General features: G+C 49.6%; 14 protein-coding genes and 5 tRNA genes. 8 read left to right on the top strand and 11 right to left on the bottom strand.

Annotated features, from left to right (window positions below; translation table 11 throughout):
• Positions 1–340: 340 nt before the first annotated feature.
• On the bottom strand, positions 341–2,536 hold the full coding sequence (locus K2Y22_14040; GenBank protein MBX9879573.1) for a DUF5110 domain-containing protein: 2,196 nt from the start codon (positions 2,534–2,536) through the stop codon (positions 341–343).
• 252 nt (positions 2,537–2,788) lie between these two features.
• Between K2Y22_14040 and K2Y22_14035 the strand changes: the two genes are divergently transcribed.
• Positions 2,789–3,169, top strand: coding sequence for a hypothetical protein (locus tag K2Y22_14035; GenBank protein MBX9879572.1), 381 nt, complete (start codon positions 2,789–2,791; stop codon positions 3,167–3,169).
• An 87-nt stretch (positions 3,170–3,256) separates the two neighbouring features.
• Here the strand turns inward: K2Y22_14035 and K2Y22_14030 are convergent, their stop codons facing one another.
• The 6 genes from K2Y22_14030 to K2Y22_14005 form a co-directional block, all read right to left on the bottom strand.
• The gene (locus tag K2Y22_14030) at positions 3,257–3,886 is read right to left on the bottom strand and encodes a hypothetical protein (GenBank protein ID MBX9879571.1); all 630 of its coding nucleotides are present in this window, start codon (positions 3,884–3,886) and stop codon (positions 3,257–3,259) included.
• A gap of 30 nt (positions 3,887–3,916) precedes the next feature.
• Positions 3,917–4,855 carry a ribose-phosphate pyrophosphokinase gene (locus tag K2Y22_14025; GenBank protein ID MBX9879570.1) on the bottom strand — a complete coding sequence of 313 codons (939 nt, stop codon included), beginning with the start codon at positions 4,853–4,855 and terminating at the stop codon, positions 3,917–3,919.
• Positions 4,856–4,902: 47 nt separating this feature from the next.
• Entirely contained in the window at positions 4,903–5,163 is a 261-nt protein-coding gene (locus tag K2Y22_14020) for a hypothetical protein (GenBank protein ID MBX9879569.1), read from the bottom strand.
• Between the two features lie 98 nt (positions 5,164–5,261).
• Entirely contained in the window at positions 5,262–6,029 is a 768-nt protein-coding gene (locus tag K2Y22_14015; GenBank protein MBX9879568.1) for a hypothetical protein, read from the bottom strand.
• 91 nt (positions 6,030–6,120) lie between these two features.
• Entirely contained in the window at positions 6,121–7,221 is a 1,101-nt protein-coding gene (locus tag K2Y22_14010) for a glycosyltransferase family 1 protein (protein ID MBX9879567.1), read from the bottom strand.
• A 307-nt stretch (positions 7,222–7,528) separates the two neighbouring features.
• Positions 7,529–8,380, bottom strand: a complete 852-nt coding sequence (locus K2Y22_14005) for a type III pantothenate kinase (GenBank protein MBX9879566.1) — start codon at positions 8,378–8,380, stop codon at positions 7,529–7,531.
• A 437-nt stretch (positions 8,381–8,817) separates the two neighbouring features.
• Between K2Y22_14005 and K2Y22_14000 the strand changes: the two genes are divergently transcribed.
• The 7 genes from K2Y22_14000 to K2Y22_13970 all read left to right on the top strand — a co-directional run bounded on the left by K2Y22_14000 (position 8,818) and on the right by K2Y22_13970 (position 10,133).
• Positions 8,818–8,891 (top strand) — tRNA-Trp (locus K2Y22_14000).
• 11 nt (positions 8,892–8,902) lie between these two features.
• Positions 8,903–8,979: transfer RNA gene (locus K2Y22_13995), tRNA-Phe, on the top strand.
• 78 nt (positions 8,980–9,057) lie between these two features.
• Positions 9,058–9,134, top strand: a tRNA-Asp gene (locus K2Y22_13990).
• A gap of 1 nt (position 9,135) precedes the next feature.
• Positions 9,136–9,218: transfer RNA gene (locus K2Y22_13985), tRNA-Cys, on the top strand.
• A gap of 32 nt (positions 9,219–9,250) precedes the next feature.
• The gene (locus K2Y22_13980) at positions 9,251–9,679 is read left to right on the top strand and encodes a hypothetical protein (GenBank protein ID MBX9879565.1); all 429 of its coding nucleotides are present in this window, start codon (positions 9,251–9,253) and stop codon (positions 9,677–9,679) included.
• A gap of 129 nt (positions 9,680–9,808) precedes the next feature.
• Positions 9,809–9,885, top strand: a tRNA-Asp gene (locus tag K2Y22_13975).
• Between the two features lie 23 nt (positions 9,886–9,908).
• Entirely contained in the window at positions 9,909–10,133 is a 225-nt protein-coding gene (locus K2Y22_13970; GenBank protein MBX9879564.1) for a hypothetical protein, read from the top strand.
• A gap of 245 nt (positions 10,134–10,378) precedes the next feature.
• Here the strand turns inward: K2Y22_13970 and K2Y22_13965 are convergent, their stop codons facing one another.
• The 4 genes from K2Y22_13965 to K2Y22_13950 all read right to left on the bottom strand — a co-directional run bounded on the left by K2Y22_13965 (position 10,379) and on the right by K2Y22_13950 (position 12,176).
• On the bottom strand, positions 10,379–10,618 hold the full coding sequence (locus K2Y22_13965; GenBank protein ID MBX9879563.1) for a helix-turn-helix domain-containing protein: 240 nt from the start codon (positions 10,616–10,618) through the stop codon (positions 10,379–10,381).
• Positions 10,619–10,718: 100 nt separating this feature from the next.
• A complete protein-coding gene (locus tag K2Y22_13960) occupies positions 10,719–11,408 on the bottom strand; it encodes a hypothetical protein (GenBank protein MBX9879562.1) in 690 nt (229 codons plus the stop codon).
• Between the two features lie 82 nt (positions 11,409–11,490).
• On the bottom strand, positions 11,491–11,676 hold the full coding sequence (locus K2Y22_13955; GenBank protein MBX9879561.1) for a hypothetical protein: 186 nt from the start codon (positions 11,674–11,676) through the stop codon (positions 11,491–11,493).
• An 11-nt stretch (positions 11,677–11,687) separates the two neighbouring features.
• Positions 11,688–12,176 carry a DUF962 domain-containing protein gene (locus K2Y22_13950; GenBank protein MBX9879560.1) on the bottom strand — a complete coding sequence of 163 codons (489 nt, stop codon included), beginning with the start codon at positions 12,174–12,176 and terminating at the stop codon, positions 11,688–11,690.
• Positions 12,177–12,301 lie beyond the last annotated feature (125 nt).

Here is a 12,301-nt window from a genome sequence, read left to right as displayed (position 1 = left end):
AAAACCAACGACACTCCTAGAAGGCTTGCTGCCAACTAAAAATGCCGTGAATGGAAACTATGCTTGCGTTTTGCTGGTTTTAAAACGACCTGGGTAGAACTGAAGTTCTGTAAATATGCTTCTACACTATTAAAAGAGAAGATCAAATAGACAGTAAATTAGTGGGAAATACACGTAGACATTAATTTAGCGAGGCTCGCGTAGTGTCTAATGTTGGTGGGAAAAGGGGAAGAGGGCGCATGCAATGCGCCCCTACAGAGCTGCCGGAGCTGCGACGAAGGATCTCGCTACTTAAGCTACGAGATTCTTCGCTTCGCTCAGAATGACGATGAAGTTGCGGTTAGAGCGTCACTGGCGTTGACTTGTTGTCGCCGGCAAGTTGATACGTATACTTGTTACCAGGCTTGTATTCCTTGTGCACCGATTTGGCGGTGAATTTGCCGTCGGTAAAGGTCAACTCGTATTCGTTGTACTTGCCTGTCTCGTAGTCGAAGGTTATGCCGTCGTCTTCGAAGAAGCGTCCGGCGGCTTTCTTGCCGAATACTTTGAAGGTGATAGGCGTTGCCGAATACTCGCCAGTGTGTTGCATGACGTCGGCTATCGGCAATATGGCGCCTTCGCGGACGAAAGCGGGGACTGTTCCAAGCGGCATGTTGATGACGTAGGGGCGTCCGCCTTCGTATTTTTCGTTGGTCTCGAAGTGATACCAGGTGCCCGCTGGGAAGTACACGGTGCGATATTCATGCGCGCGTTCGACGATGGGGGCGACAAGGATGTCGCTGCCGAACATGAATTGGTCGTCGATATCACAAGCAATAGCATCAGTTGGGAAATGCCACATGAGCGGACGCATTAATGGCGCGCCTGTACGCATATGCTCCCAGAAGAGCCCGCGGATATATGGCAGCAAGCTGTAACGCGTCTCGATTAACTTGCGCGCGATGCCTTCGACGTTCGGGGCATACGCGTAAGCTTCTTGTCCGCGTCCCGATAGACTGCAGTGGTTGCGGAAGAATGGATAGAAGATGCCGAGTTCGTACCAGCGAATTACTATCTCCGGCAAGGCGTCATCCCAGAATCCGCCGATATCTACTCCGGCAAATGGAATTCCGGAGAGTCCCACGTTAAGAAGCATGGGAATGCTCTTTCCGAGATGTTCGTACCATGACTTGTTATCGCCTAACCAAACAGCGGCGTATCTCTGAATGCCTGTGCTGCCGGAGCGTGTTAGTACAAATGGTCGCTCGTTAGGACGAATCGCCAGCAGTCCTTCTTGGGTGGAACGAGACATCAAAAAGCCGTAGAGATTGCGTACTTCAAGATGCTGAATTTTTCCGTCTTGTGCGTCATGCAAGCAAAAGTCAGCGTGTTGCTCTGGCATCTCGGAGAAGTCCGCTGGCAAGACTTTTGTTATGCCGAAAAATGCCGGCTCATTCATGTCATTCCAAATGCCGGCAATGCCTGCATCGGTGTAAAACTTATGCGAGTCCGCCCACCACTTTCTTGTTTCATCTTTGAGAAAGTCTGGAAATGCCGAATCCCCCGGCCAGACTTTGCCTTGAAATACCTCGCCTTCTTTGTTCTTGCAGAAGTAATTGTTCTTCTTGCCGTCGACGAAGTGCTTGTAGTTGTCGTCGACTTTTACACCTGGATCAACAATAGTTACGACATTGAAATTCTCTTTCTTCAAGTCGGCAATCATCTTTTCAAAATTTGGAAAAGCCTTCTTGCTCGTCGTGAATACGCGATACTCATCCATGTAATCGATGTCCAGCACGAGAGTATCGCAAGGGATTTTCCGCTGGCGGAATTCATGAGCCAATTCGCGCACCGTCTCTTCATTTGGATAACTCCAGCGACATTGCTGATGACCCAGTGACCATAGCGGTGGCAACTTTGCCCGTCCGGTTAGAGTTGTGAATGCTTCCACAAGCTGTGGCAATGTCCCGCCGCCGAGAATGTAGACTCGAAAGCCGCGGCGAGTAAATAACTCGATGCGTCCCTCTTCTGTTAGCTCTGTATCAAGGTCAAAACGCGAGGGGGCAGAACTATCAATGAAGATGGCAAAAAACTTATTCTGACTGCCCACAACCAGGAATGGTATGGGTTTATACATCGAATCCATAGACTCATCGTGATGTGGATTGTCAGTACTAATTAGCGTGTGCTTTTCACCGCGTACATTTAGTCCGGAGAATCTTTCACCTAGTGCTAGACAGCGCAGACCTTTTTTGAGTTCAAAGTAAAAATCAAATCGACCGGCTAGTGTCTGCTGCCAATCAAAACCAAATGGCAACGTTGGTTGTTTGACTTCTTTCCAACTAGGAGTAGCGATAACACCAAATGAATCAGGAATAAGCGCAGCGCCCTGCGGCAAAACCGACAAGCGTGCAACATCAACTTCGCCTATCTTCGCTTGCTCCCAGTGACTATTGCCTTTGAAGACATTCTTTTGGCGCTCGTGTGGCTTCCACATGCGTCTCTTTGTACTTGCCTCTTTAAGATCCACTTTGGATTCGTCAAGCTGCTGGTCCATGTCTTCTCCTGGCGATGTCGCTAAATTTGCCGCCGGCGTATAGTCGCTGGCGCTGTCTCGTGTCAAAGATAAATTCTAACCGATCACGCATGCAAAGTATGATTGTGTGAAGTTACGATAGGCGGTAGTAGTAGAGAGTAAAAAGAAAGGTGCCAAGTGGTTAATTTGCTAGAATCGTAGTAAATCCATTGAACTTTTTGGGGTGTTCAAACGTCTATACAGTAGGACAACTTCAGCGGGAGAGTTTTTAATATGAGCGCCGAACAGATAAAACTACTGGAATCCATTAGAGATGGTATCGACCTGCTTGGGGACAAGCTTGGCGGACGAATTGACGAGACCAATGCCAAACTGGGCATGGTGGAAGCCGGACTGGGGGCAAGGATTGATGTAACAAATACCAAACTGGACAGCGTTGACCAACGCCTAGTTAATGTAGAAGGGCAACTGGTGGAATCGAACAGACGCCTCGGCAGTTTAGAAAGGCAAGTGGAGCAGGCAAACCAGCGTGTGGACTCAGTCAGAGTTATTCTTGCCGAGGGTTTTGGGTCGTTAAACAAGCGCACAGATCAAACCGATGAACGCATTACCCGGCTTGAACATAGGGTAGATAAACTTGAGCAGACGGGATAAACAACCCGATTTTAAAGCTCAAAAAGTGCCAAAAAGCTAAAAAAAAGAGAGAGACAATTGCAATTGTCTCTCTCTTGGTGTTGACGTTTACTTCCAGCCAGATGCTTGAATGCTGAGAAGTGAACTGCGCAATTCGTTCATGTCAGTCAACATTTCGTTCGTTCCGTGAAACTTGCGATCCACGAAGCGACGATAGAGTCCCAACAAGAGATCGTGTTGGGCACCGAATTTGCTTTGGTCGGCAGTCTCTGTAATCACAAGGTCTCTGACGTCGAACAAGAGACACTGCTTTGCCTCACCGTCATTAGGGTACGGAATACCGATGACGCGCCCCAAGTAAATTGCATCCGGGCTACCGTAGAGTCCAAGTATGGGCTGGTTGAACAGCTTCTTGGGGCATTTGCCGCTCGTCAATTTTCCGAGAGTGGTTTCTCGCGGATCGGCGAAGCGATCGTTTTTTGTGAGGAAGTACTGCAAGCATGTAAGTTCGGCGGCGATGCCATCTGGTCCATTCCCGCCGGCTTCTTGTTGCCATTCATCCGTGATGCACGTCTCATGAGATTGTCCCGGCAGCTCGCAACGACCACCGACCAATGTCAGTCGACCTCGGTGTTTCTTTGCTTGCTCGATGACCCAGACTTTGTACGGATCGCGCTCGTGATAAGCGATAACAGTTGATGTAGGGACTGGAAATGGAATGAGAATTTCTTTTGTCATATTGGTCTCCTTGAAACAGTTGCGTCCCTACTATTCGAATAATTCGCTCACCGACTTGTCGTTGTGAATTCGCTTGATGGCATCAGTCAGCAAACCTGCTAACGAGAGTCGTTCTATTTTGTTGCAGGTATTGGCCGGGTCTTCAGGAATCGAGTTGGTTGTGATTAACATCTCAATGCAAGATTCCTGAATGCGAGCGGCTGCGTTGTTGGACAACACAGGGTGTGTGCAGCAGACGTATATCTTGTTGGCGCCGTTTTTCTTGAGGAGATCGGCTCCTTTGATAATCGTGTTGCCGGTGTCGATGATGTCGTCTACGATGAGGCAGTTCTTGCCGCTTACGTCGCCGACGACGGCAAGGCTCTCTGCTTTGTTGTGCTCGTTCGGATTGCGTCGCTTGTCGATAATGGCGAGAGGTGCATCGTCTAATTTCTTGGCGAAAGCACGCGCGCGTTTGACACCGCCGACATCAGGGCTAACTACGACCAAATTTTCTAGCCCTAATGACTTGATGAATTTGAGGTGGACGGAATTAGCATACAGGTGATCGACTCTGACGTCTTTGTGGAAGAATCCCACAATTTGCTCGGCATGCAAATCGACGAGCACTACTCGATCGGCACCAGCAGTGTGAATCATGTCGGCGACAAGCTTCGAGGTAATGGGTTCGCGACCGGCAGCTTTGCGGTCCTGTCTTGCGTACCCGAAGTAGGGAATTACCAAAGTGATGCGCTCAGCGGAAGCCCGCTTGAGTGCATCAACCATGATGAGCAATTCCATGAGGTTTTCGTTGACTGGATTGCACGTCGGCTGAATGACGAATACGTCTGCCCCGCGCACAGTTTTGCTGATTTGAACGTATCGTTCACCGTCGGCGAATGTTTTTGAAATGCATTCGGTCAGGTAGACACCGGCAGGGCCGACAATTTCTTTGGCGAGTTCGGGATTGGCTGAGCCGGTTACGATCATCAAACGCTTATCCATCTTTAAGTCTCCTTTTGGGGGTGTAGTTATTTTTAGTAGTTGCGGCAGATTTGAAGGTACGCGGCGTAGAGCGCAATACCATCGATAGCAGCAATCAGCGACTGATCCGAGATCCCTTGGCACAGAAAGTACTGACTGCCGGCTGCCAGAAGAAGTCCGACAAGGGGCCAAAGTCTGAAAGTACCTAGGAGCCAATCTCCTCGGAAGAGTTCAAGATGGTGCTTATAACTTCTTCCGAAAACGATCAGTGCCAGCAGTGCCACGCCGAGAGCGGTGGATGGAATGTCGTGCATAGATTTATCTCCTTGTGAGTTTGTTGTTAGTACGCCCATGTTTCATCCAACACACAGATCGGCAGGAATCCCGCCGATCTGTGATAAAAGTCGAGGCGTTAGCCGCCGCGGCGGATTTTGTCGAGCAGTGTGCGGAGTTTGAGCAACTGTGGGTTGGCAGGACTGTCGCTGGCGAGCAATGCCATAGCGAGATTTTCGCAGGCGGTCTTTAGGTAGAGTGCATGTTCTGATTTGCCGAGGATGGCACACCAGACTTGTCTGTTTGCCTCGAGTTGTGCCGCATCGATTGCTTCTTCAGGAGACGCTTGGCCATACACTGCGTCTTCGATTTTGCGTTCGACGGCGTAGTTTTGGTTGCCTGCGTTTTTGTTTTCGCCTGCGGCTTCTCTTGCTGCATCATCGTGGACGGCATGAGCCAATGCGTATTCGACGAGGGCAAGCTTGATGTAAACGGTAAGCTCATTTTGATTGCCGTTAAACCGTGCAGGCAAGGCTGATCTGACGATATCAATCACCGGGTAGATGAGTGTGTGATTGTTGGTTTTGATCATCTCATAGATCAGTGAAAGCACCTTTTGGTCGAATTTTGTGGTCAGCTCTGATCCACCTTCTGCTGCCAGCTGTGCTCTCGTTTCGCGAGCCCTCAGGAGATTTACTTGCAGATTTGGGGCGTCACATGGATCGAACACGCTTTTCTCAACCTGGGCGACGAATTGTTCAGCCCAGTGTGCCAATTGTTCTTTGCGGACTTTTTTCTCCGCTTCGTGTGCTGCTTTCAAAACGGCTTCTGCTACTGCGCGTTCTTCTGGTGTTTGATTATCGTTGATGCTGACGTTTACGGCGGTGTTGCTGATTTCGTTAGTCATTGAACAATCTCCTTTTAAACAAAGACGAAAAACCACAACCTCACGCGAGATTGTGGCTGTGAACTTATGAGAACGAGTTTTGGACAGGTGTTTAGAAGAACAAGAGAGCTTCTATCTTTGCCACCATCGCTTCCAGCACGTCATAGGTAAAGCCCAATGGCATTTCTTCTTTGACGGATGGATCGGGCAACATCTTTTCGCCGCAGGGTACTTGGAAGTTGAGGAATCTTTCCGCTGATTTTGCCCAGGTATTTTCTAGGGCGTAGTCGCGGCAGTCCTTGGGGGATAGATGCATTGCTGTCATTACGGCTTTTTCTAGATCTTCGTCGAGGCACCCTACTTTTTCACTTGTGATTACATCTACTGGTCCTGTTACAGGAAAAGCTGCGACCGGAACACCGGCAGCCAATGCCTCGAGCATTACCAACCCAAACGTGTCAGTTAGGCTTGGAAATACAAAGACATCTGCCGCGGCGTAAAACTTCGCCAATTCTTCGCCGCTTTTGACGCCGACAAAATGGACTTCCGGGTAGCGCTCTTCGAGTTCTTTGCGCAGGACACCGTCTCCGACCACGATTTTGGTTCCGGGCAGATCCAGTTTAAGGAAAGCTTCGACATTCTTCTCGATCATGACTCGACCGACGTATAGGAATTTCGGCGATTTGACTTGAAGAAATCGATTTTCCCTGGGCTTGAATCTTTCGGTATCAACACCGTGGAGGCAAGGAACAGCTTGTGGTATTCCTGCGTCGACGAGACGCTGAGCCATACTTGGAGTGGGAACGACGACGGCGCTGGATGCGCGGTTGAACCAGCGGATGTAGTCGTAGATGGGTTCTGATTGGAAGCCGTGGCGATCACGTAGATATTCAGGGTACTGGGTGTGATATGCGGTCGTGAATGCAAGACTGTGTTCGACACAATACCGGCGACTCAGAAAGCCGAGTTGACCTTGTGTGACGATGTGGATGCGAGTGTCAGCGCCGAGTTGGAGTCCTTCGAGTGTTTGCTTTACGTGGTCGTAAGCTATTGATCCTTCGGGAATGGAGCCTAACAGGCGACCGTCGAGAACTGTGACTTTGTGACCCATCTGTTCGAGTTCATATTTGTGATGTGCAACGACTTGGTGCGTGCCGCCGGTATTTTGTCCTGGTGCAGAAACGGGTGGATCGCAAATCATGAGTATGTGCATGTGGTGAACTCCTTTCTAGATATTGCTGTGGCTGTATCTGCGCGCACAAAGGCAACACGGGCTCATTCCGCAGGGCTTGTTGCCACTAAGAGAAATGCTGCCTGTGTTGCCTGTTATGCTTTTGCGCTTATATAGAAACCTTTTTGTTCAATTCGATTTGAAATGAATATTAGATCCACCTTATGTCATTAATTCGTTGAAAAATAGATCTATATGGGAATTACACGAAGAACGAGACTCGCGCACTTAGCGCAGTGTCTAATGTTTAAGTGATGAAACAACGAAGTGGGGTTGTCCGCATTTGCGGTTATGCGTTTTCCGCGATGACGTGAATGCCTTTCAATGTGAGATCGTCGTCGACGTGATCGAACAGGTGAAGTCGGTTTTGCAATTCTTTGTCCCAACCACCAGTTGCTACTGTTACTGCCGGTGCGCCAAGTGATCTCTTGGCCTCATCCAGCCATGAACGGATCATGCCGATGTGTCCAAGTAGCACGCCGTTGGTTATGTGAGTCTGCGTGTCTTGCCCGAGTTCGGTTGTTACTTCGGTGATGGAAAGTTGTGGCAAGAGTGCCGTGCGCTGATGCAGGACATCGAGCATCATTGTTAGTCCGGGGGCGATATAGCCGCCCTCGATTTTTCCTTCGGCGGAAATTGCCAGCAGAGTTGTCGCGGTTCCAAAGGTCATTACAATTGTTGGTTGCCCTTTGCCGTAGATTTTCCACGCCGCTGCTGCGCTAGCTATACGATCTGCTCCCATCTCCGGATGCATGTTGGAAAGTAGTTTCTGTGTGTTTGGTTTGACTTCAAATATTTCGCGCTGCTTCGCTAGTGCTAACGACTTGATGCACTCGGTTGCTGCTGGTACGACGGACGCAAGTGCGATAGGTTCGCTAGCGCCGTCGGCGAGTATCTGTTTCGCTGCTTCTTCTACGCTAGCAGTGGCATAGCGGGAGACGGTGCCCAAGGAATCGTTGCCGATAATCGCACTCTTTATATATGTATTGCCAATGTCGATGGCGAGCCAATTGCGCATGTCGTGTATTCCCATGGTGGCATTGCTGACGCGAAACTTTTCAAGTGTGAGTCGCAAAGGTGCGTCTATGAGTCTAACAAATTCACGCCACCACGGGTGCCACCACGTTGTAATGAGCTGCACTAGGGCTACGAAGTGTGCCTACTGACGACTTCAGTGGGGGAACCACTTATTGCCAATTTTTGCTGTCTTAACTAGCGCTAACCTACTGAAAACACCCAAAAGCCTTACCAGTATTGATGTTCAGGATTTTTTCGGTTTTCTTTGTCAAGGCCTTGCATTCGGATCTGCCAGTTGGCTAGTTTTGGGTACACATTTTTCCACCCCCCACAACAACATCGGAGAACACAACTAAAGAAACAAATCCAACACCTCACCTCAGAACATATCTAGCTTGCAGTGCGAGCAATGTTAGAGGGAGAAGAGAGAAATAGATCTTTAGTTACTCGATGAATGTTGTGAACAGCTCTAAGCGTTGTTGTGTAAGGTTCGCGCTAAGGGCTATGTAACACCGTGAGGCAAGATTCGACTTTGTGGATCTTGCTTCCATCTTTCTATATGCGTCCCTGTTGTAATTGGTCAGCATTCCGGACTCCAAATCCGGCCGGTGTAGGTTCGACTCCTACGGGGCGCGTATTTTATTTTGCCACCATAGCTCAGTTGGTAAGAGCGCCGGCTTGAAACCCCGGAGGTCGTCCGATCGATACGGACTGGTGGCACCATACTCCTTTAGCTCAATTGGTAGAGCAGCTCTTTTACACAGAGAAGGTTGAAGGTACGAGTCCCCTCAGTCACTCCACGGCGCGTTAGTTTAGCGGTCTAAAGCACTCCGCTGTCACCGGAGAGAACAGGGGTTCAAATCCCCTACGCGTCGCCATGCCGGCATAGATAAGTGGTCAAAGTCACCACACTGCAAATGTGGCACCTTCGGGTTACGTGAGTTCGAATCTCACTGCCGGCTAATTTTTATTTGTTCCACTTTCGGAGAAACGCATGCGCGGTAAAAAGAACTGGAACCGACTCCACATCAAAACACTACCAGACGGTCAATGGGTAGACAGATGCAACACACTATTGCACGCACCATTCCAAGTCTTGGTTGATTTCGTCGAAGGCGAAAAGCCCTTCACTCATATCGACTGGACCTGGAACCGCCAGAATCGCAAAGCTCGTCGAGAAATCGCCAAACTCTACTGCTGGTGGGTGCGCATCCGCCCCGCTCGTGTAGAAGCGAATTACGAATACGACGTATTCCCGCCGATATGCGCGCAAGACAAACCCATCAATGACCCCGATGGCAAAATTGCTGCTGCCTGGGACAGATACTGCGAAGAGTCTTGTAAGCAAGACGACGAATGGGAGAAGGAGGATCAAAAGATGCTCCACCGCCTCATTCGAATCCGCAAGTATCTCTGGACATAACAACAATCGCCTAAGTGCAGGTTGGAACAGACCCGCTTCCTGGCGACCGAGGGTTAGTCTGGTTTTCCGGACCAACCCTCTTTGGCGGACTAATTGGAAATCTACTAATCCAATAGTCCGCTTTTTCACGGTGCATTAGCTCAATTGTGTAGAGCACTCCGTTGTCAGCGGAGAGGTCGCGGGTTCGAGTCCCGTATGCACCGCCATTTTTTATTGGAGGTATAACACTATGGAACGATTCGATTTGCTTGAGTTCCAACAGAGAGCTCGTCAGCTTACTGACCCTAAGAAGCTATTTGAACTCTGGGAAGATGTTTGCCGCCGCTTCGACCGTCGTGAGATCGGCAACTACGAACTAGACGAAATGAAGGAAGTGATCTTCCCTGCCCTGAAAGTACTTGCCGCTCTCAAGGAGCAGGTTGATCAACCTAGTGACTCTACTGAGTCAACGTAATGAAAAACTAGAAGCGCGGACGGCCTAGTTTCTAGTTTTTTTTAGTAGTAGACTACGATACTAGCTAGTAGAGCGCATCAAAAAATCCGAAAATCTGGTGGCAGTCGATCTGTAGGGGCGCATTGCATGCGCCCTTTCGAAGAGGCTCACGTCAAACGCCGAGGAACGTCATTCTGAGCAGCGCGAAGAATCTCACGTCTTTAACATGTGAGACTCTTCGCTTCACTCAGAGTGGCTATCGCTGGTTAATAGCCCAAGCCTAGCTCCTGAGCCTGTGCAACTAACTCGTCCATTGCCGCTTGTCGGCGGAGCTCTCGTTGCTGTTTGTACGCCACAAGATCTGCATAAGCAACAATACGACCGTCAGTCGTCTCGCTAAAAGGAAGTTTGCCGTCGTCGAGCAATCCAACGACGTACTTTTCGCTGACGTTGAGTTCGTCTGCTACTTTCGCAACTGTTAATGGCGGTTTGTCATTTGCATCCATGTTGATTCCTCAGGTGAGTCCGGAATTACGAGTGAGTGGATCAGATCAAAAAGAGCGGGGAAGTTTGCGCCCTCGCTCCTTTTGATTGGGTTTTGTTCGATCAGTCGCTGGTCTGATTTACCGGCGGATTTTCCAGTGGATCAACAAGGGAGGCGACGCTGTCGTCGTAGTCCCAGTTGAGTTCAGCAGCTTTGTAGCTGATTGGTTTTTCGATGCGGTAGGCTTTCTCGCCGTTGGCGAGGAAGGCACGGATGAAAGTATTGATGGTATCGACAGTGAGGTAAGGGACATCGATGGTTGCGTGCAAGCCGATACCGTAGCGATAGTCGTAGTGAAGAGAGACTTCTTCGAAGACTTGCACAGTACCGGCGTCAGCGACGACGCGGCTTTCGGCATCGATCCAGTCGAGACGACGGAGACCACCGAAGGCTTCGTGGGGTCCATAGGGATCAACGCCTTTCACTTTCTTGCCGGCGAGTCTGTCCCAGACTGCATCGTAGTCGACAGGCACGAGTTTGTCGGCGTTGTCGCGGGCAATGTGGTGGACTTTGTCTTTGTAATCACAGCGAGTAGTCTGGAGAGTTACGTTGTAGAAGGTCTTGTTGCCTCTGCCGAGGAAGAAGAGATCAACGAGACCATTTTTTCCGTCGAGATAGTCGTTTGTGAAAAAGAGACCACCGAGGGCTGGGGCTGCTTTGTCGATGTTGCGCTTGAGGAAGAAGCGCTTGGTTTTGCGACGGCGAGCGGTCAGTTGAGTGAAGGTCTTTTTCTTTTTGTGGTTTTTGATCATAGTGTTCCTTTATTTTATGGGTTGTGAAACAAGAGAGCAAGGGAGTAAACCCTTGCTCTCAAAGGGCGCATGCAATGCGCCCCTACATAGCTTCGAGTCCGTCACCTACGGCGTTATCGAAGAGTTTGCATTCGGCTTGATATGCAGCCCAGGCTTCGGGATCTGCTTTTAGCCGCTCAACACTTTCGTTGAGTTTGCGGAAGAACTCGTTACGTTCTTCCTGGGATATGACACGACGCTTGGGACGGCTGGGTTTTTGTTGGTCCATGGATGTTCTCCTTATTTTTTGCGTTTGAATGGGCGCGTGATAAGTTGTCCGTACTCTTGGGCGGTGAATATCACGGCTGTGGTGTAGCTCAGGGGATTGAATGGATTGTTGAGAAACAGCGGGCTGTTCTTCTCGAAGGCGACGTGCCCGAGGAATTGCAGAAACCAACCGACAGTGAAGAGGGCAATTCCTGCCATCAAATTCGTTACTGCGCTCGGCGTGGTGGCAACACTCTGGAGGATATTGGGCAGAGCGACATGCAAGAAGAAGTGGAAATGTTGCATGCCTGTTGGGCTGAAGGCGCACTTTACAATAAATGCTGATACTTTCAATATCGGAATTAGATAGAGAGTAAAGGCGATGAGCGACGCCATAATCATGGGAATGCCGATCATGTGTGTGATGCGACAGCCGACTGTCTTGTGACCAGCGCGGTAGAGAGACAAGTAATCTATTTGGGCGCGCAGTGCGCGGCGTATGAGTTCTTTGAGTGTAGACATGGGCGTGGTTCTCCATGTGGGTATTTGCGACGTTCGGTACGTCGTGACGTGTATACAATTTGCTTTTGTCATCTTGTACGGTAATAAATAACGTCAAGTCAAATAGGGGCTTGACGTTGAATGAA

It is taken from the genome of Candidatus Obscuribacterales bacterium (assembly GCA_019744775.1).
Lineage (GTDB): Bacteria > Cyanobacteriota > Vampirovibrionia > Obscuribacterales > Obscuribacteraceae > SBAT01.
Note: the sequence above shows the minus strand (reverse complement) of the source record. Positions and strands in the feature narration are given on the sequence as shown.